The following is a 23,261-nucleotide window of genomic DNA, read 5'->3' on the forward strand; positions in this document are numbered from 1 at the left end:
TGGAGGTGAGGGATGAGAAAGATATACATACTTTTGATAGCTCCCGCTATTTTTTACGGCTGTAAGATAGGAAGTACTGATATTGGCGATCCTGTAGGGGAGTATAAAGACGATCAGAAACCAAGGATTGTTGCAGGCTTCCCTTACTTTACAAAGTATAAAAACCCTACAGCTTACATACCCCTTGAGTGTTACACAGACACAGGTAAAGCTCTAACAGGAAAAGCCTTTGCAAACCCCTGTTATGTATGCCATAACGGTGGAAACACACCTGTTGATAACGCAGGAGACTGGGAGAACCAGATAAACTGGCTTAGATTTCCTTCTAATGACAACCCATGGCTTAACGCTGTAGCTCCTGAGAAAACTTTTGAGAAAATTTTGCCAGATGGGAAGAGATGGACAGAGCTTGATATTCAGCAGAGGGAGATTAAAGATAACAGGGAAAATATAACCGTTTCCATAGACAGCTGGATAAGAAAAAATAACTGGGAAGAGGCTTATATCTCAAAGCTGTCTATAGGATCAGATAACCCTTTTTCCTTAGGAAGATATACCCTTGATCTTCCACCTTTGTACAGATGGAACGGCTCAGGTTTTGAAAGAACAGGTTATATAGACTCTGAAGGTTTTATATATACCTCAGAAACAGACCACTCAGACAGGACAAATACCTGGTGGAGAGCTTACGACTGGAAACATTTTCCCGGATACTTCCCGACAAACGGAAGGATAGATTCTGCGATGATAAGACTTCCTGAGATTTTCAGAAAGGAAAACGGTCAGCATAGTAAGGATATTTACAGGATAAACCTTTCTATACTTGAGTGTGCTTTAAAACAGATAGATGAGAACTGTGATGTTGAGCCTTTAAACACAGATATACTGGACAGATACGGGATAAGCTACCAGATACTCAGTGATGGAATAAGATTTTTAAAAGTCCCTGATAGGTATGTTGGAGATGCCTCAGGTATAGCTGTCTGGCGGTTAAAAACTGGTGGTCAGAAAGTTGGTCTTTATCCTGTTGGGACTGAGCTTGCCCATCCTGTTTACTATATAGATCCAGACTGGGAGATAAGACCTGAGCTTGGTGGAAAAACAGGAAAGATAAAGGAGTTCAGGTATATGAAAAAAGTTGTTATGCAGGATATATCCTCATCTGGAGAGGAAGAAGAGGGAGCCTCATACCCTGTTTATGATAACGGACTTATACTCAACGATCCCCAGACATGGCTTATGGGAGGCTGGATTGAGGACAGAGATGGAAGTCTGAGGCCCCAGACTGAAGAGGAGATGGCTTTCTGTATAGCCTGTCACGGTGCTATAAGCGGAACTGTTGATAACACTTTCTCATTCTGGAGAAAACTACCTAAATTATCTGGCTGGAAGGATACAGATTACGGATACCACGGTGATGTAAAGGATATTAAATACTGGACTGATCAGATAGATAATATTGAAGATATTAACGCTTCTGGATATCTCGGTAAGATAGCTGGAATTTACAATCCGAAAGATTACGGGGAGTACCAGCTTTATTTCACACTCTCAAACGGTATAGATCATTTCAGAAGTAACAGGGAAGGAGTCTGCAGAATTTTAGGTTATGATCTTTATGATAAGAGTACAGACAGATGTACAGGATCTTCAGGATCTGTTCCTTACTCAGATGCTTCAGATCTTTTAAGTATAAAATCACAGAAAAATATACTTACGGATCCTTCTCTTATAGGATATCTGAATCCTGACGGCTCTATAAAACAGTCTCTTTTCCTGCCTTCTAAGGAAAGGGCTTACGGTCTGGACGGCAGATATATACAGGTTGTTCTTTCACAGCAGTTTGTATACGGCAGGGATCTTTTTGCCACAGCCTTTGGAACGAAAGATGGTGGAAACTCACTTGAAGGTGAGGACTTTTACAGGCTAAAAATAACAGGTCCTGGTCTTGAGGAAGAGGGGCTGATAGCTGTATTCAAAACATTACTTGGGTTTTAGTCCAGGGAGAGTCTTCTCTCCCTGCTTTCTGATAAAAGATCTATAAGCTTTTTCTCATCTTCATTTTTTATATAATCCTTCAGCTTTTCCATTGATTTTATAAACTGGTCTATAGTATGAAGAACCTCTTCCTTATTCTCAATAAATATATCCTTCCACACAACAGGTGAGCTTGCTGCTATCCTTGTGAAATCTTTAAATCCTGCACCGGGATAAAGGAATAGATCTATATCTCTCTCCTTTGAAAGCTCAATAAGTGCATCAACGAGGGCAAAAGCAACAGCATGTGGGAGGTGTGAAACAGCTGCAAACACAAAGTCATGAACAAAAGGATCCATTATCTCAACCTTTGAGCCTAAATCTTCCCAGAACTTTTTTATTCTCTCTGTATGCTCATCCTGGTGGTCAACAGTAAGTATAACCTTTTTTCCTTTAAAAAGACCTACAACGGCATTCTCAACACCTTCTTTTTCCGTTCCTGCTATCGGGTGTGCACCTATAAAAACTGCAGGCTTTAATATCTCTTCAAGCTTTTTAACAAGCTCTCCTTTTACACTTCCAACATCTGTTACTACAGTGTCCTTCCTTAGATATCTCTTTATATTTTCAGCAATGGTGAGAAATGTTTTTACCGGTGTTGATAGAATAACAAGATCTATCTCATCCCATGGTATACTCTCTATATCTGTAAACCCTTTATCAATAGCTCCCATCTCAACAGCTTTTTTTATCCTGTACTCATTTAGATCAAAACCGTATATCTTTCCCCTGTAGCCTTCTTTTCTCAGAGATAAGGCAACAGAACCGCCTATCAGACCAAGACCGATTATAAGTATACTCTTAAAACCACCGAAATCCTTTCCCAAGTCCACCTCCTACTTTATGAGTAATACAGGGATAGGTGATTTGTTCATTATGAAAGATGTAGTACTTCCAAGTATAAGCTCCTTAACCCTGCTCTCACCGTAAGCACCCATTATAAGAAGATCATACTTATCCCTGTTCTCCTTCAGGTAGTTCTCTATCTCTTCCTCAGGATATCCATACTTGAAGATCATCTTGAAATCAGCCTTCAGATACTCCTCAATAAGATCCTTTATATGCTTTTCTTTCTCACTGCTTTTCTCTTCAAGAACTGTGAGTACAGTTATGCTTTCAGGTTCAAGATCTTTATAGATGCTATTTAAATACTGGGCTGCATGGACCGATTTCTCCCTTCCGTCAAATGCGAGGATTACATTTTTTATCTCTTTAAATCTGTCTGATACAACCATAACGGGACATTTTGATTTTCTTGCCACAGCTTCAGCTGTTGATCCCAGGAATAGAGGGGCGTACTGGTTGTGTATTCCCTTTTTTCCGAGTATTATCAGATCTTCAGGATCTGACATATCAACTATCTCATTTGCAACAACCCCGAAAGCCTGTGCTATAGAGCAGTCAGCACCTCCTTCTCTGCATCTCTTTGCAAACTCAGCAAGTAAAGCCTTTCCCCTCTCGTCCAGAACCTCTTTTATCTTTGGCGTAACATCTGAGTATGTTGTAAAACCGAGAGCTCCTGCTATATCTTCTATAAAAGGTGACTCAAGGAGTCTTATATCAACGATATGAATCCCTACGACAGGCCTTTTGAACTTCCTTGAAAGGTATATACCGTAATCCGCAGCTATCCAGGAGTTTTTTGAACCGTCAATTCCTACAAGAATCCTTCCTACCATCTTTTCACCTCTTTTTCTTTATTAAAGGCCTTCCATGAGTTTATTATCTCCTGTAGAGCCTCTCTGTAATCTTCCTTCTCAGTCTCCCATACCATAACACCAGCCCTTGCAAGATTCCATCTCACATCAAAATTCATAGGATGGTGCTTTGCAACAACTATATCAACACCTATCTTTGTTATTATATTTCCTGTTTCCTTCTCGTCAGGTTCTACAGGAATGGGCTGTCCCTCGTGTATCTCGTAATCCTTTGAAACATCAATAACAAGTATACTTCTTGCTGATGAGAAATCCTTTATCTTTTTATTTTCACATGTTAAAAATGCTATTCTGAGACCTTCCTGTCTTACAGGCTCATAATGTATAAATATAGAGTCTATATTTGGTATCTGCTCTTTTATCTCCCTCTCTATCTCATCAACGATCCTGTGTGTCTCCCTGAGTCCGTAATTATGGAGAAGAAGCTCAATATCTAAAAATTTGAAACTTCCAGCAACCCTTCCCCTTATATGCTTTATATCAACAACAGCTGGATGTCTGTAGATTATCTTTTTTATCTCTTCAATCTCCTCTTTCTCAAGGGATACATCAAGTAAAACCTTCAGACCTCTCATAAATATATCCCATCCACTGTGAAATATAAAAAGAGCAACTATTACAGCAGCGTACTTGTCAAGATCTGTATATCCAAAGTATGTCCCTACAAGACCACCTATGACGATTACAGAGGATAAAAAGTCAGCCCATATATGCTGTGCGTCCGCCATTAAGGCCGGAGAGTGGAGTTTTTTTGCTGCTTTAAGCTCAAGTCTTGAGTATATGAATGTTGCCACCATAGCGAAGAACATCACAGCTATAGCAACTTCTGTATGTTTTATAACCCTTTCAGCTTCAGAGAAAAAAGCTTCCCTGATTATCTCATAGGCTGCAAAGAAGAGGAATATGGCTATTAAAATAGCTGCAACATTCTCTACTTTGTAAAGTCCGTAAGGAAACTCTTTTGTTTTTTTAGCTGCAAGCTTTACACTGATAAGTGATATTATTGAGGCTATAAGATCTGAAAATGAGTGAATAGCCTCAGCCATTAATGCAAGTGAGCCTGTTATAAGTGCAAATATAAACTTGAGTACAGAAAGGGTCAGATTAAGTAAAAGAGAGCCTAAAGCCCATCTTTCCTTAAGTTTCTGATTTTTAGCCTGTTCTATCATTACCTCTTACATTCCTCTATAAGTTTTACAAAATCGTCAAATATATATAGTGAGTCATGTGGTCCCGGAGAGCTCTCTGGATGGTACTGGATTGAGAATACAGGGTAGTCTTTTAACCTTATCCCTTCAATCGTGTCATCATTCAGGTTTATATGGGTTATCTCAGCATCAGATGGCAGTTTATCAGGATCAGTAGCGTAGTTGTGGTTCTGTGCGGTTATCTCTACCTTACCTGTTTTCAGATTTTTTACTGGATGGTTCCCACCGTGATGACCGAACTCCAATTTGTATGTCCTGCTTCCAACAGCCCATGATAAAAGCTGATGACCAAGGCATATACCAAAAACAGGTATCTCAGAATGTATAAGCCTTCTTATCTGTTCTATCTGGAAGTGTAAAATAGCCGGATCACCAGGACCATTGGATAGAAATATACCGTCAGGCCTGAACTTAAGTATCTCTTCTGCTGTTGTTGTGTGCGGGAATACTGTAAGCTCAAGACCTCTATCTGCAAGAAGTCTTAGGATATTTCTCTTTACACCGTAATCAAGGACAGCAACCTTATATTTCCCCTCAGTTACTCTGCTGTAACCTTCAGGCCATCTCCATGTTCCCTCGTTCCACTTATAAACTTCCCTGTGGCTTACCTTGGATACAAGATCAAGCTCTGATATATCCGGGATTGACCTTGCCTTTTTAACAGCTTCCTTAGGGTCTATATCCCCGATCCCTATATAACCTTTCATAACCCCGTACTGTCTTATTATACGAACTAAAGCCCTTGTATCTATCCCGAAAATTCCTATTACCTCATTTTCCTCAAGGTATTCCTCCAGACTTTTTTCACTTCTCCAGTTTGACACAATAGACGAGAGATCCTTTATAACAAAGCCGTTTACATGAACCCTTTCAGATTCAACATCTTCAGAGTTGATACCGTAATTTCCAACCTCAGAAGGAGTCATAACAACAATCTGTCCTTTGTATGATGGATCTGTTAGTATCTCCTGATAACCTGTCATTGATGTGTTGAATATTACCTCTCCACCTGTTTCCCTTTTATTGAATCCTGAAAATGCATAACCGTAAAAAAAATGACCATCTTCAAGGGCTAAGATAGCTCTTTCCATTTACTACCTCACATAAATGATTTTCAATATTTTATCATTGATTGGTATTTATCAGACAGATAAAATTCATATATTATTATCAGAAATAAATTAAGGAGATATTATGAGAGTTTTGAGATCACCTGCAAAAGTAAATTTAGGGCTCTGGGTAACAGGTAAAAGGGCAGACGGCTACCATGACATAGTTACAGTTTTCCATACAGTTGATTTTCACGACAGAATATTTATAAAAAGATCTCACAGCCTGAAGATTAAAACATCTTCACCTTTAATCCCGGAAGGGGAAGAGAATATCGTTTATAAAGCTTTAAAAAGATTTGAGGAATGGACAGGTGTATCACCGGAAGTTGAGGTTTTTATAGAAAAAAATATCCCGGCAGGGGCAGGTCTTGGTGGTGGTAGCTCAAATGCTGCCGTTGTTTTAAAAGAGGTAAACAGTATGTATGGAGAGATTCTTTCTGAGAAGGAGCTTTCTGAACTTGCATCAACAATCGGGGCCGATGTTCCGTTCTTCCTGAAAGGTGGTCTTGCCGTTGCTGAAGGAATAGGTGATAAGCTGAGATTTCTGGACAAAAAGATAGAAAGGGAAATTTTTATAATATACCCTGCAGTTCATGTATCAACAAAGGAGATATACTCTAAGGTCACCCCTGATATATTGACAAAAAAAGAGGATTTACATATAATAGATAGTCTGTTAGATGATTTTGAATACTTTTTAGAGAACATTGAGAATACGCTTGGTGAGATAGCTTTAGAGAGCTATCCACAGATGCGAGAGGTTTATAACACCCTTGAGTATCTGGGATATAAACCTTTCGTGTCTGGAAGCGGAAGTTCTATTTTCGCCTTTGGTAAGCCAGAGGCTGAGATAGAGAAGATCTGTCAGGTGAAAGGCTGGAAACTGATAAAAACAGTTCTCAGATAGATGGTGGGGAGTAGTTCAGCTGGCAGAACACCGGTCTTTGGAACCGGGTGTCGCAGGTTCGAGTCCTGCCTCCCCAGCCATTATTATCTTAATTTTAAATTCCGTAAAAAATTTGTACGGAGGATATTTTGAGTAAACATATAAAGCTTATTACCGGAAATGCTAATCCGGATTTTGCTGAGAAGATAGCGGACTATCTTCACGTTCCTCTTGTTGATACTCTTGTTACAAGGTTCAGTGATGGTGAGATTAGGGTTCAGATAAAGGAGAATGTTAGAGGGGCTGATGTATTTGTTATACAGCCTTTAACACAGCCTGCAAACGATCATATAATGGAGCTTCTTCTAATACTTGATGCTTTAAAAAGATCATCAACACACAGAATTACAGCTGTTATTCCTTACTTTGCATACGCAAGACAGGATAGAAAGGACAGACCTAGAGTTCCTATATCTGCAAAACTTTTAGCTGATATTATAGAAAAGGCCGGTGCACAGAGGGTTCTCACTGTAGATCTTCACTCTGCACAGATACAGGGATTTTTTGACTGTCCTGTTGATAACCTTTACGCCTTACCTGTAATACTTGATTACCTGAGAAATAAAAATCTTGAGAATATGGTTATCGTATCACCAGATGCAGGTGGTGTTGAAAGGGCAAGGATGCTTGCGAACAGACTCGGGGCAAGCCTTGCGATAATCTACAAAAAAAGACCAGCACCTAACGTTGTTGAGACACTTGATGTTATAGGTGATATTGAAGGTAAAAACGCTATCATAATTGATGACATAATAGATACAGCTGGAACAATAGTATCAGCTGCAAATATGCTTAAAGAGAAAGGAGCAAAATCTGTTATAGCGGCATGTACACATCCTGTTTTTTCAGGACCTGCTGTTGATAGACTTAAAAACTCAGAGATAGAAGAGGTTATTGTTACAGATACTATACCTACAACAGGAAAAGAGTTTGATAAATTAACTGTTCTCTCTGTGGCTGAGCTTGTAGGTGAGGCTATAAGAAGAATAAATATAGAAAGTTCAGTAAGTTCATTGTTTGTATAAGGAGGTAAAGTTTAGAGATGATCCAGAGAATAGAATGGCAGGCTATTCCAAGAACTGTAGGTAAGAAAAGCGAAGTAAAGAGCTTCAGAAAGAAAGGCTATATTCCTGTTGAGGTTTACGGAAAAGGAAGAGAAAATGCCCATGCTTACATCTACTGGAAGCTTCTTGCTGACAGACCAAAGGGAATGTTCCTTATTGACCTGAAAATTGAAGGTGAGAAAGAACCAAGGGTATGCATTCTTAAAGACATCCAGTATAACTATCTTGGAGATCAGCCTATACATATAGACCTTTATGAGGTTACATTTGGTGTTGAACTTGATGTTGATGTTCCTGTTGAGCTTGTTGGTAAGCCAAAAGGTCTTGAAGTTGGTGGTGTTTTAGAACAGCACCTTCACACTATAACAATCAGAACAGTTCCAAGAAAGATACCAGATAGAATAGAGGTTGATGTTTCAGATCTTGATGTTGGCGATGTTCTCCACGTGAGGGATATAACACCACCTGAAGGCGTAAGAATTATGGAAAACCCTGATGAGGTTATCGCTGTTGTAATTGAGCCTGAGGTGACAGAGGTTACAGAAGAAGAAGAGGCTACAGAAGAAACAACTGAATAATGATAAAAGCTGTTATCGGTCTTGGAAATCCAGGTAAACAGTATGAAGATACCCGCCACAATGTTGGCTTTATGATAGCTGACGTTGTGGCTTCATTACTTAAATGTAATAAAAAGTATATAGAGAGATGCTTTTCCCATATATATGTCTGTGAGGATCACTATCTTCTGATAGTTAAACCACAAACATTTATGAATAACAGCGGTGTGGCTGTAAAGAATCTACTTGAGGATTACGATCTTAAACCTGATGAAATACTCGTTGTATATGACGATCTTGATCTTCCACTGGGAACTGTAAGACTCAGAAAGAAAGGCTCAAGCGGTGGACACAGAGGAATACAGTCAATTATAGAGAGCATAAAAACAGACGAGTTTCCAAGAATAAAAGTTGGAATAGGAAGACCTGAGAGAAAGGAGCAGGTTGTTGATTACGTCCTTTCTCCATTTAAGAAGGAAGAAAAAATACTGCTTGACAAGGTTATATCCCATACAGCCCAGTGTATACTTAATGTGTTAAAATATGGTATTGATAAGTCATTGAATTTGTGTAATAAAAAGATTGTTTGAGAATCCTTGCTTCCTGACCCAGTCAGGAGGCTGATTTAATAAAATCATCCATAAGGAGGTAGAGCGTTGCGTTACTACGAGCTTGTTTTTGTGTTGAAACCAACACTTACAGAGGAGGAGATCAGCTCAAAAGTTGAGTCAGTTCAGAGCCTGATCACCTCAAACGGCGGAGAGATTTACAACTTTGAGAAATGGGGTAGAAAAGAGCTTGCATACCCTATCCAGAATTTCAACTCAGGTTACTACTTTATCATCAACTTTAAAACTGAAAATTACGAGCTTCCTTCAAAGTTAGAGTACAACCTGAGACTTGATGAGGATGTTATAAGATTTTTAGCTTTTAAAACAAAACCGCCTAAAAAGGAAGAAGTTAAAGAGGAAACCTCAGCTGAGAAAGTAGAGGCAGCTGAGTAAGGAGACAGTTATGCTTAATAAAGTTTTTTTAATTGGCAGATTAACAAGGGATCCTGAGATAAGATTCCTTCCAAGCGGGTCACAGGTTACATCATTTTCTGTAGCTGTTAACAGATCCTACAGGGTAAATAATGAGTGGAAAGAGGAGACCTATTTCTTTGATGTGGAGGCTTTCGGTTATCTTGCTGAGAGACTTGGAAAACAGTTGAATAAGGGAACACAGATTCTTATTGAAGGACAGCTCAGACAGGATAGATGGGAAACAGCAGGTGGTGATAAAAGAACCAAGGTAAAGATTGTTGCTGATAAGGTAAGTATACTTTCACCTAAAGGTGAAAAAGCTGAAAAATCTGAGGAAGAGCCTGAACTTGATATAGAAAACAGTATTGAGGATTTTTCCTCAGATGAAGATGTACCATTTTAAATCTAAAAAAGGAGGTAAAAAAATTGGCTAATAATGTTAAGAGCCCAACAGCTCAAAATAAACCATTTTTCCAGAAGAGAAAAAAGTACTGTAAGTTCTGTGCAGAAGGAAAGGAACCTAACTATAAAGATACAGAGTACCTAAAGCAGTTCATATCTGAGAGAGGTAAGATCATTCCAAGAAGAATATCCGGAACATGTGGTAAACATCAGAGAAAGCTAACAGTTGAGATCAAAAGAGCTAGACAGCTCGCACTTTTACCTTACGTAATAATGTAGGAGGTTGAGAGAGAATGAAAGTGATTTTAACTAAAGATGTAGAAGGCTGGGGAACTATAGGTGATATCATAGACGTTAAAAGAGGTTTTGCAAGAAATTACCTCATACCTAAAGGCTTTGCCCTTGAGGCTACAGAGAGCCATATTAAGCATGTTCAGGAGATACTCAAGCAGAAGGCAAGAAAGCTTGAAAGGGAAAAGGCAAAAGCTGAAGAGATAGCAAAACAGCTTGAAGGTCTTGAGATAGAGATAAAGAAATCAGTTGGAACTACAGGAAAGCTCTTTGGATCTGTTACAACATCAGACATAGCAGAGGTTCTGAAAGAAAAAGGTATAGAGGTAGAAAAGAAAAAGATCATGCTGAGAAACCCTATAAAAAATATCGGATCATACAATATCACTATCAGACTCCATCCACAGGTGAGTGCTACAATCAAGGTACATGTAACACCTGAAAATATATAATCAGAAGGCCTCCTTAGGAGGCCTTTTTAGTTTGAACAGAATATTCACTAAGCCTAACTTATAACTTATAATTAACTAACGATCTGCATAGAAATTTTTGAGGTTTTATATGGATCATTTTGATATTCCACTTCCACATGATGAAGAGTCTGAAAGAGCCATTTTAGGCTCACTTATGATTGAACCTTCTGTTGTTGACCTTGTTCTGAATATTTTAAGACCTTCTGATTTTTTCAACAGTAAACACAGGATAATATACCAGGCAATAATAGATATTTCAGAAAAGGGGAAAGTTCCTGATATCCTGGTTGTCAGAAATCATCTGAAAAGTAAAGGAAAGCTGAAGCAGATAGGGGGAAGCTCATACCTGGGTCTTATCGTTAATGAGGCCTGTCCACCAAATGTTGTGGAGAGCGTGGCGAGACAGATAAAGGAGAAATCTATAGCGAGAGGTCTTATACAGGTTTCCCAGAATATTATACAGAAGGCAAAGGATTACAAAGATGTTAATGAGCTTGTTGAAGAGGCAGAATCAGAGATATTTAAACTTAACGAAGAAAGGGCAGTAACACATTACTACGAGATAAAGGATGTAGTTAAAGAAACATTAAATATAATAAATGAGTTATCAAAAAAAGAGACTGTTATAACAGGTATCCCTTCAGGTTTTTACGATCTTGACAGGCTGACAACAGGATTTCATCCTGGAGACCTTGTAATAATAGCCGCAAGACCTGCTATGGGTAAAACATCCCTTGCACTCTCAATACTCCATAATGTTTCTGTTGTTGAAAAGATCCCTTCGGCATTTTTCTCACTTGAGATGTCAAAGGAACAGATTGTTATGAGACTTTTATCCTTAGAAACAAGAATACATCTAAAAAAGATAAGATCAGGCTTTTTAAATCAGGATGAGATACTGAAGATAACTGACCTTGCCTCAATTCTTTCTGATGCTCCAATTTACATAGATGATACAGCGTCACTGTCAATACTTGATCTCAGGGCGAAAGCAAGAAGACTTAAAAGGGAAAAGGATATACAGCTTATCGTGATAGATTACCTTCAGCTTATGAGATCCCACAGAAGAACAGAGAACAGACAGCAGGAGGTTGCTGAGATATCAAGGGGATTAAAGGCTCTTGCAAAGGAACTTAACATACCTGTCATATCTCTTGCTCAGCTTTCAAGACAGGCGGAGATGAGGGCAGATAAAAGACCACAGCTTGCAGACTTACGTGAGAGTGGAAGTATTGAACAGGATGCTGATCTTGTTATGTTTATCCACAGACCTGAGTATTACAAGAAAAATCCTACACCTGAGGAAGAGGGGCTTGCAGAGATCATAATAGCAAAACAGAGAAATGGTCCTACAGGAACAGTTAATCTGGCGTTTATTAAGGACATAACAAAGTTTGAGAATCTTGCAAAGCAAAGATTTGAAGAACCTGTTACCGAGGAAGTTCCAGACGATAATGCTATAATAGATCAGGCACACTGGGATAACGATGAGCTTTTCTCAGATATTGATATTACAGGTGAGGATATAACGGATATATAGAATGGAAAAGATAAAAAATTTTGTTGAACACACAGGGGCAGCATTTTTACTCTTTCTTGAGACCTTGAAAGTTATCATTTTATCTCCTCCCAAGGTTAAGCATATACTTAAATATATGGAGGAGATAGGAGTTACAGCTGCACCTTTAATAGCTATAACAGGATTTTTTACAGGTGGCGTTCTTGTAGTTGAGACATACCCAACATTTCATAAGTTCAATGCAGAATTTCTGATAGGTGCTCTTGTCTCGTTATCACTTTCAAGGGAGCTCTCTCCAGTCCTTGTTGCCCTTCTCGTTACAGCAAGGTCAGGTTCTGCAATGGCTGCGAATATCGGAACGATGAAGATAACGGAGCAGATAGATGCTCTAAAGGTTATGGCTGTTAATCCTGTGAGATATCTGATAGCTCCAAGACTTATAGCTTCTCTTTTGATGGTTCCTGCCCTTGTTATCCTGTCATACACTTTTGGACTTTTAGGTGGTTATTTTGTTGGTGTGAACCTTTACGGTATAAATCCTTACCTTTTTGTTGAGAAGATGAAAGATTTTACGGAGCTTTACGATATACTTGGAGGACTCTATAAATCAATGGGATTTGCAACAATAATTACGATAGTTTCATGTTATTTCGGCTATGTTACTAAAGGTGGAGCAGAAGGTGTTGGCAGATCAACAACCACAGCTGTTGTGGTCTCATCCGTTCTGGTTCTTATCGTTGACTACTTCCTTACAGCTATTATCTATTAATTAATAAATACATTCTGGGGGAATAGAGATGAAGAGGTTTCTGCTGTTATTTTTCATCATGATCTTAACATTCGGTACATCCTTTTCTTTAACAGCTGAGGATGCTGAGAGAATAATAAAAGAGTATATTGAAGGTAGTTCTTACACATCTAAGATAAACATATGTGAGAACGAAAAATATTTTATAGGTGAGGTATTTTTAGAAGGTTATGAAGGTAAGACTGTGATAAGAAAGGTATTTGTTAATAAAGAAACAGGTGGTATATATCCTACAATGGCAGAAGCTTATAATCACTGTTATATGATGGAAAAGTAAAGATGAAAAAGATAGCTGTTCTTACAAGTGGTGGAGATGCACCAGGTCTGAACGCATGTATAAGGGCTGTAGTAAGGGCGGGACATTACTACAACTGTGAAGTTATAGGTGTGAGAAGAGGGTTTAAAGGTCTTATAGAAAAGCAGTTTATCTCTCTCACACCACGTGATGTTGGTGGAATTATAGATAAAGGGGGAACTTTTCTCCTCTCGGCGAGGGAAGACAGATTTTTAGAGTATAAATACAGGAAGATCGCTGCTAATAACATAAGGGAAGAGAAGATTGATGGACTCTTTGTTATAGGTGGTAATGGATCTTTCCAGGGAGCATACCTTCTTTCCAAGGAGTTTGGGATTCCCATTATAGGTATTCCAAAAACGATAGATAACGATACATACGGGACTGAGTACACTATAGGTTTTGATACAGCTGTGAACAATGCTGTTGACGCCATAGACAAGATAAGGGATACATCTGAATCACACGAGAGGGTTTTTGTTATAGAAGTTATGGGAAGAAAAAGTGGATTTTTAGCCCTTGCTGCTGGTATATCAACAGGTGCTGATGTGACACTCATACCTGAGTATCCATTTCCGATGCATGTTATTGTAAAATCAATCGTTGATGCACTTAACAGAGGTAAGAAGTTTGCTATTGTTGTTGTGGCTGAAGGGGTTGCATCAGCTAAAGAGATAGCTGATATACTTAATGAAAAACTTAAACCTTTTGATTTTGGTGGTGTAAGATACTCAGTTTTAGGCTACATACAGAGAGGTGGATCTCCCACTTCCTATGACAGAATAATGGCTTCCAGATTTGGTGTTTTTGCTGTTGAGGAGTTTATGAGAGGAAACAGAGATTTTATGGTTGCACTTGAAAATGGAAAGATACTTTCAAAACCTCTTGAAGTATCCTTTGGAAGAATAAAAAAGCCGGATCTTAAGGATTTTGAGCTTAACAACATACTGACAATCTAAGATAAAGGAATAAATTTTGAATATGAAGATAACAGATGTGAAGATATACCCTTTTGATACAGGTAGAATAGGCGGCAGGGTTAGGGCTGTTGCTGATATAACAATAGAAGACACATTCATTATAAAAGGTATAAAACTTGTAGAGTCTAAACATGGTGGCCTGTTTATAACATTTCCGAAAAAGATGAGCTCAAAAGGTGTTTACGTGGACATAATCCAGTCACTGGACAACGATTTTACGGAGCAGGTAAGAAGAGCTGTTGTTGATAAGTATAAAGAAATCATGGGAATAGAATAATCAAAAATCAACTATTAAAGATGTGAGAAATGTTGTGTCTGTTTTTTTGATATCAGGTGAGGGTGGTTTATTCTGGTAGGCGATCTTAAGACCAACACCAAGTGAAAGATTGCCGTTTATTTTTACTTCAAATGCTGTGTTAGAGTTTAAAAAGTAGACATCTGTTTTTTGAAGATCCGTCTCATACTTTAATTCCTGTTTAAATCTAAGATTTTCCTTTATATCCCATACATAATCTAGATTAAGCCCACCTGTAGGATAATCTTCAGAGCCTCCGGCTTTATACTGTTCAACAGCATAACCTAAAGATCCCATCCCTTTAAGCTTGTGTTTTTCTGTTTTGAATATGTCGTAACCAAGGCCTGCTGAAAGAACATTTCTGTAGTCATAACCTGAGAATTTATCCCTGTAGTAATCATCCTGTAAAAAGCCGAAAAATTTATTGAAAACAACCCTTTCCAGTCTTCCTGAAAGGTTCAGCTTGTTTGTGTTTTCCCTTTTATCAGCTTTTCCATAAAGAAACTCACCTTTAAGCTTAACCCTTGTACCGTTATAATCCCTGTTACCCTCTATTTTTGAGGCAAATGTTTCTGTTTCGGAATTCCCTGATGTTTTTACATATGAAAGCTCAGCATGAACTTTCCATCTGTTCTCTGTTTCTTTTGCATAAACAAGAGATGAAAAAGCACAGATTACCAGAATAAGTTTTAGATATTTTTTCATAAAAACCCTCCCCTTTTGTTAACAATAGTAATATTAATTATTTATTAAGTCAATAATTATGGGTATAGCTGTTCTCCTGTCTCAGGATCGTATATGAATATAGCTTTGACTGGACATGCCTCTGCTGATCTGAATATCTCTTCCTCTTCCTCAGGTGTAAGATCAAGTATTACTTCCTGTCTTTTAACATGCTGGGCTTTCTCCATAACTTCTTCTTTTGGTTTTCCTGGTTCAAGAACTACAGCTTTATGTCTTTTATCAAGTTCAATATACTTTGTCTCTTCAGCACAGGGACCTATCCCTTCACATATTGTTCTATCAACTACTATTTTTAGTTTTCCCATTATATCCTCCGCAATAATTTTTTATTTATAACAACGGCAATTATAATTATATTACCTAAACAAAACAAGGATATAAGTCATGAAAGATTTTTCTTTATCAATCCTTTCAGGTCTTTTTATTGCACTCTCTTTCCCTGATTACTTTATACCCTTTGTGTATATAGCTGGTTTTTTCTTTATCTTTAAAAATTTAGAGAGGGAGAACTTAAGATCAAACCTGATTTTTTCATTTATCACAGGACTTTCCTTTTCTGTCTTCTCATTTTACTGGATAGTTTTTGCTTTAACATACTACGGGGATGTCTCAACATTGTCCGGTGTTTTACTCTTTTCGCTTTTTTCAGTAGCTTTCAGTGTTATACAGTTTGTAGCTTTTGTTGTGGTCATGTTTTTTCTCAAAATAAGATACAGACATAGATTTATCTTTCTTGCACCTTTTGTATGGATATTCTTTGAGTTTTTAAGAGAGTTCTTTCCCTTTGGTGGATTTCCGTGGAATCTGATGGGTTATACACTCTCATACATAAATCCTGTTGCACAGTTGTCCTCTGTTTTTGGAGTATATGGACTTTCTTTTCTCTCTGTGACTGGAGCTGTTGCTGTTTATTACTTTCTTTCTTACAGAAATAAAAACTCCCTTGTATTTATTACCTCTTATATAGCTATTTTTATTCTGATTTTTACTGCAGGTACTCTGAGAGTAAATATGTATAAACCTGAAGGTGTTAAAAAGACTGTTGCTGTCGTACAGGGAAATATACCTCAGGATGAAAAGATGAGATCACAGAAAAAAAAGATTATAAATAGATATCTACATCTGATCCATAAAGTAAAAAGATTTGATCCAGATATCATCATTCTCCCTGAGTCTGCTTTGCCGTTCTATCCACTTTACGGTCAGCATTACGTTTACAAAAGGTATTTTTTTGAAGGTGTAAAGGATATAAAAAAACCTTTTCTTATAGGTCTTGATAATGTTTTCTTTGAAAAAGAGAAGATAAACCTTTATAACTCGCTTGTTCTTTTTGATAAAGATGGTGAGATAGTGGAGTTTTACAACAAGATAAAACTTGTCCCTTTTGGTGAGTATGTTCCATTTCCGTTTAAGGTCTTCTCAAAGCTGTTTCCTTATCTTGAGGGATACGATTTTGTATCAGGAAAAGATCAGAAAATACTTGTTTACAAAGAGTTTAAGATAGTTCCACTGATCTGTTTTGAGGCCATATTTCCCTATTTTGTGAGTAGTTTTTCAGAAAAAGGAAATCTTATAGTTAATGTAACAAATGATGCCTGGTTTGGTAAATCACCTGCTCCTTTTCAGCATTTTGAGATGGCAAGGATCAGAGCGATAGAGAACGGTAAATATCTTGTAAGATCGGCAAATACTGGTATTTCAGCAATTATAAATCCTGTTGGAGAGATAGAAGGATCCATTCCGATATTTGAAGAGGGGTATCTTGTAGGAGATATTTATCTAATACAGAAAAGAACCTTCTGGAGCAGATATACAGAACTTGTTTATCTTTTCTTTTTTGTATCTTTTGTAGCTAATATTTTAGCTTTAGAGCTTGGTTTTAAAAGAAACAAATCTTGAAAAAAATCTTAAACAGTCATATAATATTAGCCTCTTATGGAGGGTGTAGCTCAGCTGGCAGAGCACAAGGTTGTGGCCCTTGGGGTCGCGGGTTCAAGTCCCGTCACCCTCCCTTTCCTAAAGTCAGCTAATAACTGGAATTGTTGTAGTTTTTCAGAAAAAATGAGACTTTTTCAGATAGGTTGAGACTCTTTTCAAATAAATTGAGACTATAATGGAAAAAAGAGACTATACTCTACTTTTTGCGGACGAATTATATTTATCATCTAAATTTCGTGGATTTATAAATGGATATTTTATTAAGAGAATAAATACTAATTGGAATCATCCGATAGATATAGAATTGGTTAAAATACCTATTCCAATTTATTACTTTAATACAATCAATTTAAAAAGAGGTTTTTGGGTTTATTTCTATCATAACACACCGTTTTTTCATGTCTTGAAAAATTATCCTAAACAATTGATTTATTTATATACTTCCCTGTTCGGAGACATCTCTCATTTGATAGAAAAAAAGAAACCCAAAAGCTCATCTGAAGAGTTTGAGTTTTATAGTTTTACGGAAAGGACTTTCTTTGGTTCAGAAATTTGGGATTTTCCTATTAAGTTGTCTTTAAACAAATATAAAATAGAACATAGATATTTAAGAAACTTAAGAGAAATTAAATGTTTTTCAAGTCTTGCAAATAATTTTCCAAATTTAAGCTATTCATATATGGTAATATTTACTAAAAAATTATTTTGGTCACAAATTGAAAAAAGTATTTTTTATTTCCGATTTGAAAATTTAAGAACCGAAGAAAATAAAAATAAAATTCTTTATATTAATTTTTACATTCCTATTTTTACATTATATCAATCTTTTATATTTTTCTTTAAATTTATTCAAGAATGGTTAATGAGCGATTTTCTCTTTTTTGGTAAGGACAATATAATAAAAGAAAATGGGAAAATTGTAAGAAAAGGCTCTAAGTTTTCAAAATTTGAACTTGCTTTCTTGGATTTCATTTTAAATAATGAACATATTTATAAAACTTTTGAAAAAATTTTTAACAAAATTGTAATTTCAAAAGATCATTTAATGAAATTAGAACCGTTTTTCATAGAAAATATTGAATTCCCAGTATGGATTAGTGGAACTATAATTAAAAAGAGATCTATAAAAAATAACTTTGATTATGCAGATATATTAGTTTCTCGTATAAGACCAATCTGGGAACTTTTTGTAAATTGGGATGATATTAAATACTTAACATATCCAGAAAAATACCACATTAGAAAATTAAGAAAAAGATTTGAGGAAGAGTATTTCTTTTAAAAGTCAGATAGAGTTGTCTTATATTCTAAATGAATATTAACAAAGGATGTACAAGAGCTTTTATCAGAAATATATAGGATGGATGTAAGTTTATCCTTATTTACACAATCACGGACAGACTACTTCTTAGGATACAGGAGAAAAAATAGACCATTAAATGGAATATACCCAGTAATCTATACAGCATATTCTGCAAAGTGATGTAGGATGGGAAGTATCCAAAGGATAGTAAATGTTGAAAGCATTAAATGATTTAAAAGACAAGGTAGTAGAGGATGTAAAGAAACCTATAGTTTGTTGGGATAGAATATATGTTCAGCTTATTTTCCAGTTTGAGGATAGGATTTAGGATATGGTAAATTTTACACAGTTATATAGACATTCCCCTCCGCATTCCCCATCCCAATTTACATAGCTATACTCCTGCATCTACTTCCTTATTTTGTTCTATCTTATATATTTTGGTAAACATCCTCTATCTATAAACTTTTTGAGCTATTTGCCACTGATTTTAGTTAATTATTACTTTAGGGAAAATAAGTCTCATATCGATATTTCTTAAATCCTATTTTATTGGCTTAATTCCAGAATCAGCATTAATTTTAGCCGATGTTAAATCTTCCATGGTTTACCCAAACTTAGATTTTGCCTTTCAGGTTATTTAGGAAACTAAATTTTATCTTTCACTCAATCTTAAAGATCTTCTAATATAAACTCATTTAACTGTCTTTTATAGGCTTCCCATTTAGGCAAAAACTTATCCATATAAGCTTTGAATTTTTTATTATGTTTTTTTTCAAAAAAGTGAATCATTTCATGGACTATTATGTATTCCAAACATTCTATTGGTTTTTTTATAAGTTCCAAGTTTATCCAAATTCTTTTAGCTTCTGGGTTACACGTACCCCATCTTGTTTTCATTTTTTTTATTTTAACTTCGTTAACTTTTATGCCTATTATTTTCTCCCATTTAGGTATTAAAGTCTCCAGTTCTTTCTTTAACTCTTTTCGAAGCCAGTTTTGATAATAATTTTCTCTCTGCTCTTGTGTATAGTGCTTTGGAACATAAAAATATATATATTTTTTATTCTTTATTTCTATCTTGGGTCTTTTTGACTCTTCTATTCTTAAGAGATATCTTTGTCCTTTGAAATAATGGCTTTCTCCTGATACATATCTCCTTTTGGTTTGTCTTGATTGAGACTGAAAATTCTTAATATGTTTTTTTATCCAAGGTAGTTTTTTAATAATAAATAATCTTACTGTTTCATCAGAAACACTTATTGGAACAGATACTCTTACTGTTCCCTCTGGAGGTAAAACATTTAGATGGAAGTTTTTTATATTTTTTTTATACACTAAAACTTCTAAGTCTTTAACTTTTATTAGTTTTTTCTCTACCATCTTAGTACTCTTCTTGTTTTAAGACTAATTCAAAGATTTTTTCAGTAAGTTCTCTATTATGTAAAACTTTATAGATTGCATTTTTTATTCTTCGTTCTTTTATTACGTTTCCTCTCCACGAATCTTGTTTAGCATTTATGATTACTTCATCTAATTTATTTGTAAGTACTTCTCTGTTTTCAAAACCATCTAAAGCATCGTAAATAGCTCTTTTTGCTTTGCTATCTTTTATACTTTCTGGATAAGGATTTTCCTCATCTTCCAATTTTAAAAGCATTTTTGTTAATTTTTCTATTTCTTTTAAATAACTTTCATAATCAATAACTTCTTTTTTTCTTTTGGCTACCAGTTCCTCTAGTATCTGGGACATTTTTTCATAATAAATAGGATTAACTTCTCTTTCATCTGTTATAAGCTTTCTTATGTTATTTTCTATTACTTCAGCAATCGCTTCTTTACTTTTGCCTATGGTTCTTGGAAGCTTTTCAATAGCACTTTTTATTCCTTCTAATGCAACAATTTCTAGCAGAGATGTATCTTCAAATAAAGCTAATGTTTTGCTTTCTTCTGCACTTATATAGGTATCAATCAGATATCTCATTGCAGGGTCAAATACCTTTAGGTCTAAATAATCACTACTTATTAGTTTAAGTTCATCTCTTACAGCTGTATAATGTTCTACCTTTTTCTTTATTTCTTCTTGTTCTTTTTTGCTATAACCTATTTCATCAAGCTCATTAGCTACATTTGTGTATGTTCTGATTAAAGAAGAAACCTTTTTATAAAACTCAAGTCTTAATTGCTGTTTTTTTTCAGAGTTATCGCCAATGAAGTAATCTCTGTATTCATTTATACCTTTTGGATGTTTTACGCTCTCCGTTATTAAATCAAGCTGTTCTAATAATTCGTCTAATTTTTTCTTGGCTTCTGTTAGTCTATCTTTTATTAATCCTTTTACATCTTCTTTTTCAAATTCAGCAAAAGCTCCAGAAGTATAATCTTTTATAGCTTTTTCCATAGAATTGAATAAATCTCTATAATCAACTATATAGCCATAATCTTTATCAAACTCATCTCCTTTATCTTTATCATCAAGTCTATTTACTCTGCATATTGCTTGAAATAATCCGTGATCCTTCATAGGTTTGTCTATAAAAAGATAAGTAGCACTTGGAGCATCAAAACCTGTTAAAAGTTTATCTACTACTATTAAAAGTTTCATCTGTCCAGGCTCATCTATAAATTTTTTCTTTACATCTTTTTCAAACTTATCTATCCAATAATCTTTTACTGCTTCGTCTTCAGAAATATTATAATATTCAGCGATCATCTTTTTATAGACTTCATATTTTTTTAGTTGCTCTGCTTCTCCTTCCTCTCCAGTCTCTTCTCCTTTTATACTCGTAATACTTGGTCTGTATGATGTAACTATGGCTAATTTGTTAAATCCTTTTGATTTAAAAATTTCATAATACTTACAAGCTTCATATACACTTCCAGCAACAAGCATTGCATTTCCTCTACCTGATGCAAGTCTGGGTCTTATTTCAAAGTCAAAAATTATATCTGCCACTATTTTTTCCATTCTATCTTTTGAGCTATATAGTTTTTTAAGGGTTCCCCATCTTTGCTTTAACTGGGCTTTAGCTATATCTGATAAACCTTTAGTTTTAGTTTCAAACCATTTATCAATTTTTTCTTTTGAAACAACCTTTATATCCACATCCCTTGCTTCATATCTCAAATCAAGAACAACCTCATCATTAACAGCTTCATCAAATTTGTAGGTATGAATATATTTTCCGAATGTTTCTAATGTTGTGGGTTTATCTTTCTTTAAAAGAGGTGTTCCTGTAAAACCGATGAAAATAGCATTAGGTAAAAACTCTTTCATTGCTTTGTGTAATTTTCCTGATTGAGTTCTATGACATTCATCTACAAAGACAATTATATCTCCTTTTGCTTTAAAGTCTTTGGGTAAGTCTTTTCTAAGCGCTTCTATATACTCATCATAATCCTTATCTGTTACCTCAGCTCTACCAAATTTATGAATTAAAGAACATATTAGTCTTTCTTCTGTTTTATTAAGTTGATCCAATAAGTCTTTAGCCGATTTTGTTCTATAGATATCTTCGCCCACTCCTTTAAAAACCTTTTCAATCTGTTCATCAAGTTCAACTCTGTCCGTTATTATTAGAACTCTACCATTTGGATTATTTTCAAGTATCCATTTTGCAAGCCATACCATTGTTAAGGATTTACCGCTACCCTGAGTATGCCAGATAATACCCCCTTCTCTTTGCTTTAAACTCCTTTGGGCTGCTTTTACTCCAAAATATTGGTTATGTCTTGGCAATTTTTTTATTCCAGCATCAAAAACAACAAAATCATGGATTATCTCAAGTAGTCTTTTTTTGTTTAAGAGTCTGTAAATATCACAATCTAAAATATTATTAGATTTTTCACATTTATCTCTTGGCAATGTTCTTGGGATATTTTGCTTTTTATTATGGTCAAATTCTGGATTTTCTTCTTTCCATTCTAAATAATACCTTTCTGGGGTTTCTATTGTTCCATATCTAAGTCCTTGAGTATCATTTCCAGCCATAACAAGTTGGATTGTTGAAAAAAAGTCCTGTATAAATTCTTTTTTCTGATTATCTAAATTCTGCCTGATTCCTTCAGATATAGATATCCTTGATCTTTTTAGCTCTAACACTCCAACAGCTATTCCATTTATATAAATCACAATATCAGGTCTTTTGGTGTGTTTTCCTTTGATAGTTACTTCTTCAGCTATAGCAAAGTGGTTATTTTCGGGGTTTTCCCAATCGATAAAATCAACATGAACAGATTGCTCTGAAGGATTTGGTTTAATACTTATACCATATCTTAGTAGGTTGTAAATTTCTTTATTTTTGTCGTATAAACTTTTTTGCTGGTTTGTGGCAATTTTTTTTAGTTCGCTTATTGCTTTGTTTATTATTTTATCTTTATAACCTTGCTTTTTTAGAAAGTTAGTTAAATATTCTTCCTCTATATTTGAACTATTTTCTCTTTTTTCCCAATTTCCAAGATAATCATATCCTAAGGCTTCTTGAAAAAATTTTACAACTCTATTTTGTGTTTCCCTTTCCCTTTGATTTACTTTTATAATTTGCAT

General features: G+C 35.6%; 24 protein-coding genes and 2 tRNA genes. 18 read left to right on the forward strand and 8 right to left on the reverse strand.

Annotation, left to right across the window (positions count from 1 at the left end; genetic code table 11):
- Positions 1 to 12 precede the first annotated feature (12 nt).
- Complete coding sequence (locus PERMA_RS06355; RefSeq protein ID WP_012675768.1) at positions 13 to 1,998, forward strand: hypothetical protein; 1,986 nt, start codon at positions 13 to 15, stop codon at positions 1,996 to 1,998.
- Here PERMA_RS06355 and PERMA_RS06360 read toward each other — a convergent pair.
- Genes PERMA_RS06360 through carA form a run of 4 tightly spaced genes read right to left on the reverse strand, consistent with a single transcriptional unit; the run spans position 1,995 to position 6,054 of the window.
- Entirely contained in the window at positions 1,995 to 2,864 is an 870-nt protein-coding gene (locus tag PERMA_RS06360) for a prephenate dehydrogenase (protein WP_015899020.1), read from the reverse strand. The genes PERMA_RS06355 and PERMA_RS06360 overlap by 4 nt on opposite strands.
- 9 nt (positions 2,865 to 2,873) lie before the next feature.
- A complete protein-coding gene (locus tag PERMA_RS06365; RefSeq protein ID WP_012676867.1) occupies positions 2,874 to 3,716 on the reverse strand; it encodes a universal stress protein in 843 nt (280 codons plus the stop codon).
- Positions 3,710 to 4,924 carry a cation diffusion facilitator family transporter gene (locus PERMA_RS06370; protein ID WP_012676492.1) on the reverse strand — a complete coding sequence of 405 codons (1,215 nt, stop codon included), beginning with the start codon at positions 4,922 to 4,924 and terminating at the stop codon, positions 3,710 to 3,712. Before PERMA_RS06370 ends, PERMA_RS06365 begins: the two co-directional genes overlap by 7 nt.
- Positions 4,924 to 6,054, reverse strand: coding sequence for a glutamine-hydrolyzing carbamoyl-phosphate synthase small subunit (gene carA / locus PERMA_RS06375; RefSeq protein WP_012676887.1), 1,131 nt, complete (start codon positions 6,052 to 6,054; stop codon positions 4,924 to 4,926). The genes PERMA_RS06370 and carA overlap by 1 nt, the downstream gene beginning before the upstream one ends.
- Before the next feature lie 103 nt (positions 6,055 to 6,157).
- On the opposite strand from carA, the gene PERMA_RS06380 reads away from it, so the two are divergent.
- The 14 genes from PERMA_RS06380 to PERMA_RS06445 all read left to right on the forward strand — a co-directional run bounded on the left by PERMA_RS06380 (position 6,158) and on the right by PERMA_RS06445 (position 14,712).
- Positions 6,158 to 6,982 carry a 4-(cytidine 5'-diphospho)-2-C-methyl-D-erythritol kinase gene (locus tag PERMA_RS06380; RefSeq protein ID WP_012676665.1) on the forward strand — a complete coding sequence of 275 codons (825 nt, stop codon included), beginning with the start codon at positions 6,158 to 6,160 and terminating at the stop codon, positions 6,980 to 6,982.
- A gap of 4 nt (positions 6,983 to 6,986) precedes the next feature.
- Positions 6,987 to 7,062 (forward strand) — tRNA-Gln (locus PERMA_RS06385).
- Between the two features lie 48 nt (positions 7,063 to 7,110).
- Positions 7,111 to 8,046: a ribose-phosphate diphosphokinase gene (locus PERMA_RS06390; RefSeq protein WP_012675324.1), complete on the forward strand. Its 936-nt coding sequence runs from the start codon at positions 7,111 to 7,113 to the stop codon at positions 8,044 to 8,046.
- Positions 8,047 to 8,066: 20 nt separating this feature from the next.
- The gene (locus PERMA_RS06395) at positions 8,067 to 8,663 is read left to right on the forward strand and encodes a 50S ribosomal protein L25/general stress protein Ctc (RefSeq protein ID WP_041531096.1); all 597 of its coding nucleotides are present in this window, start codon (positions 8,067 to 8,069) and stop codon (positions 8,661 to 8,663) included.
- On the forward strand, positions 8,663 to 9,232 hold the full coding sequence (gene pth, locus PERMA_RS06400; RefSeq protein ID WP_015898970.1) for an aminoacyl-tRNA hydrolase: 570 nt from the start codon (positions 8,663 to 8,665) through the stop codon (positions 9,230 to 9,232). Before PERMA_RS06395 ends, pth begins: the two co-directional genes overlap by 1 nt.
- A 66-nt stretch (positions 9,233 to 9,298) precedes the next feature.
- A complete protein-coding gene (rpsF, locus tag PERMA_RS06405) occupies positions 9,299 to 9,646 on the forward strand; it encodes a 30S ribosomal protein S6 (RefSeq protein WP_015899025.1) in 348 nt (115 codons plus the stop codon).
- A gap of 10 nt (positions 9,647 to 9,656) precedes the next feature.
- Entirely contained in the window at positions 9,657 to 10,070 is a 414-nt protein-coding gene (locus PERMA_RS06410; protein ID WP_012675843.1) for a single-stranded DNA-binding protein, read from the forward strand.
- A 23-nt stretch (positions 10,071 to 10,093) separates the two neighbouring features.
- Positions 10,094 to 10,348, forward strand: coding sequence for a 30S ribosomal protein S18 (gene rpsR / locus PERMA_RS06415; protein ID WP_012676500.1), 255 nt, complete (start codon positions 10,094 to 10,096; stop codon positions 10,346 to 10,348).
- Positions 10,349 to 10,362: 14 nt separating this feature from the next.
- Complete coding sequence (gene rplI, locus PERMA_RS06420) at positions 10,363 to 10,812, forward strand: 50S ribosomal protein L9 (RefSeq protein ID WP_012675611.1); 450 nt, start codon at positions 10,363 to 10,365, stop codon at positions 10,810 to 10,812.
- A 109-nt stretch (positions 10,813 to 10,921) separates the two neighbouring features.
- Positions 10,922 to 12,373, forward strand: coding sequence for a replicative DNA helicase (dnaB, locus tag PERMA_RS06425; RefSeq protein ID WP_012676826.1), 1,452 nt, complete (start codon positions 10,922 to 10,924; stop codon positions 12,371 to 12,373).
- A gap of 1 nt (position 12,374) precedes the next feature.
- A complete protein-coding gene (locus tag PERMA_RS06430) occupies positions 12,375 to 13,121 on the forward strand; it encodes an MlaE family ABC transporter permease (RefSeq protein WP_012675961.1) in 747 nt (248 codons plus the stop codon).
- A 28-nt stretch (positions 13,122 to 13,149) separates the two neighbouring features.
- Positions 13,150 to 13,437 carry a hypothetical protein gene (locus PERMA_RS06435; protein WP_012675649.1) on the forward strand — a complete coding sequence of 96 codons (288 nt, stop codon included), beginning with the start codon at positions 13,150 to 13,152 and terminating at the stop codon, positions 13,435 to 13,437.
- 2 nt (positions 13,438 to 13,439) lie between these two features.
- On the forward strand, positions 13,440 to 14,414 hold the full coding sequence (locus PERMA_RS06440) for an ATP-dependent 6-phosphofructokinase (RefSeq protein ID WP_012675810.1): 975 nt from the start codon (positions 13,440 to 13,442) through the stop codon (positions 14,412 to 14,414).
- A gap of 22 nt (positions 14,415 to 14,436) precedes the next feature.
- Positions 14,437 to 14,712, forward strand: a complete 276-nt coding sequence (locus tag PERMA_RS06445) for a SpoVG family protein (RefSeq protein WP_012675260.1) — start codon at positions 14,437 to 14,439, stop codon at positions 14,710 to 14,712.
- On the opposite strand, the gene PERMA_RS06450 is transcribed toward PERMA_RS06445, so the two are convergent.
- Together PERMA_RS06450 and PERMA_RS06455 are read right to left on the reverse strand one after the other, a co-directional pair.
- Entirely contained in the window at positions 14,713 to 15,435 is a 723-nt protein-coding gene (locus PERMA_RS06450) for a DUF481 domain-containing protein (protein WP_012676418.1), read from the reverse strand.
- Positions 15,436 to 15,491: 56 nt separating this feature from the next.
- Positions 15,492 to 15,779: a ferredoxin gene (locus PERMA_RS06455; protein ID WP_012675989.1), complete on the reverse strand. Its 288-nt coding sequence runs from the start codon at positions 15,777 to 15,779 to the stop codon at positions 15,492 to 15,494.
- A 79-nt stretch (positions 15,780 to 15,858) separates the two neighbouring features.
- Here PERMA_RS06455 and lnt point away from each other — a divergent pair, with 79 nt between their 5' ends.
- From lnt to PERMA_RS06470, 3 genes are all read left to right on the forward strand, one after another.
- The gene (gene lnt, locus PERMA_RS06460; protein ID WP_012676848.1) at positions 15,859 to 17,373 is read left to right on the forward strand and encodes an apolipoprotein N-acyltransferase; all 1,515 of its coding nucleotides are present in this window, start codon (positions 15,859 to 15,861) and stop codon (positions 17,371 to 17,373) included.
- A 39-nt stretch (positions 17,374 to 17,412) separates the two neighbouring features.
- Positions 17,413 to 17,485: transfer RNA gene (locus tag PERMA_RS06465), tRNA-His, on the forward strand.
- 102 nt (positions 17,486 to 17,587) lie between these two features.
- Positions 17,588 to 18,694, forward strand: a complete 1,107-nt coding sequence (locus PERMA_RS06470; protein ID WP_012675244.1) for a hypothetical protein — start codon at positions 17,588 to 17,590, stop codon at positions 18,692 to 18,694.
- A gap of 693 nt (positions 18,695 to 19,387) precedes the next feature.
- On the opposite strand, the gene PERMA_RS06475 is transcribed toward PERMA_RS06470, so the two are convergent.
- Together PERMA_RS06475 and PERMA_RS06480 are read right to left on the reverse strand one after the other, a co-directional pair.
- Positions 19,388 to 20,098: a M48 family metallopeptidase gene (locus PERMA_RS06475; protein WP_012675519.1), complete on the reverse strand. Its 711-nt coding sequence runs from the start codon at positions 20,096 to 20,098 to the stop codon at positions 19,388 to 19,390.
- A gap of 1 nt (position 20,099) precedes the next feature.
- The gene (locus PERMA_RS06480) at positions 20,100 to 23,261 is read right to left on the reverse strand and encodes a type I restriction endonuclease subunit R (protein WP_012676193.1); all 3,162 of its coding nucleotides are present in this window, start codon (positions 23,259 to 23,261) and stop codon (positions 20,100 to 20,102) included.

It is taken from the genome of Persephonella marina EX-H1, from assembly GCF_000021565.1.
GTDB classification, from domain to species: domain Bacteria; phylum Aquificota; class Aquificia; order Aquificales; family Hydrogenothermaceae; genus Persephonella; species Persephonella marina.

Excerpts from the sequence above, each read along its gene's own strand:
- PERMA_RS06355 (WP_012675768.1), top strand. The coding sequence starts at position 13 with ATGAGAAAGATATACATACTTTTGATAGCTCCCGCTATTTTTTACGGC.
- PERMA_RS06365 (WP_012676867.1), bottom strand. The coding sequence starts at position 3,716 with ATGGTAGGAAGGATTCTTGTAGGAATTGACGGTTCAAAAAACTCCTGG.
- PERMA_RS06370 (WP_012676492.1), bottom strand. The coding sequence starts at position 4,924 with ATGATAGAACAGGCTAAAAATCAGAAACTTAAGGAAAGATGGGCTTTA.
- carA (WP_012676887.1), bottom strand. The coding sequence starts at position 6,054 with ATGGAAAGAGCTATCTTAGCCCTTGAAGATGGTCATTTTTTTTACGGT.
- PERMA_RS06380 (WP_012676665.1), top strand. The coding sequence starts at position 6,158 with ATGAGAGTTTTGAGATCACCTGCAAAAGTAAATTTAGGGCTCTGGGTA.
- pth (WP_015898970.1), top strand. The coding sequence starts at position 8,663 with ATGATAAAAGCTGTTATCGGTCTTGGAAATCCAGGTAAACAGTATGAA.
- PERMA_RS06410 (WP_012675843.1), top strand. The coding sequence starts at position 9,657 with ATGCTTAATAAAGTTTTTTTAATTGGCAGATTAACAAGGGATCCTGAG.
- rplI (WP_012675611.1), top strand. The coding sequence starts at position 10,363 with ATGAAAGTGATTTTAACTAAAGATGTAGAAGGCTGGGGAACTATAGGT.
- dnaB (WP_012676826.1), top strand. The coding sequence starts at position 10,922 with ATGGATCATTTTGATATTCCACTTCCACATGATGAAGAGTCTGAAAGA.
- PERMA_RS06430 (WP_012675961.1), top strand. The coding sequence starts at position 12,375 with ATGGAAAAGATAAAAAATTTTGTTGAACACACAGGGGCAGCATTTTTA.
- PERMA_RS06435 (WP_012675649.1), top strand. The coding sequence starts at position 13,150 with ATGAAGAGGTTTCTGCTGTTATTTTTCATCATGATCTTAACATTCGGT.
- PERMA_RS06440 (WP_012675810.1), top strand. The coding sequence starts at position 13,440 with ATGAAAAAGATAGCTGTTCTTACAAGTGGTGGAGATGCACCAGGTCTG.
- PERMA_RS06445 (WP_012675260.1), top strand. The coding sequence starts at position 14,437 with ATGAAGATAACAGATGTGAAGATATACCCTTTTGATACAGGTAGAATA.
- PERMA_RS06450 (WP_012676418.1), bottom strand. The coding sequence starts at position 15,435 with ATGAAAAAATATCTAAAACTTATTCTGGTAATCTGTGCTTTTTCATCT.
- PERMA_RS06455 (WP_012675989.1), bottom strand. The coding sequence starts at position 15,779 with ATGGGAAAACTAAAAATAGTAGTTGATAGAACAATATGTGAAGGGATA.
- lnt (WP_012676848.1), top strand. The coding sequence starts at position 15,859 with ATGAAAGATTTTTCTTTATCAATCCTTTCAGGTCTTTTTATTGCACTC.
- PERMA_RS06470 (WP_012675244.1), top strand. The coding sequence starts at position 17,588 with ATGGAAAAAAGAGACTATACTCTACTTTTTGCGGACGAATTATATTTA.
- PERMA_RS06475 (WP_012675519.1), bottom strand. The coding sequence starts at position 20,098 with ATGGTAGAGAAAAAACTAATAAAAGTTAAAGACTTAGAAGTTTTAGTG.
- PERMA_RS06480 (WP_012676193.1), bottom strand. The coding sequence starts at position 23,261 with ATGCAAATTATAAAAGTAAATCAAAGGGAAAGGGAAACACAAAATAGA.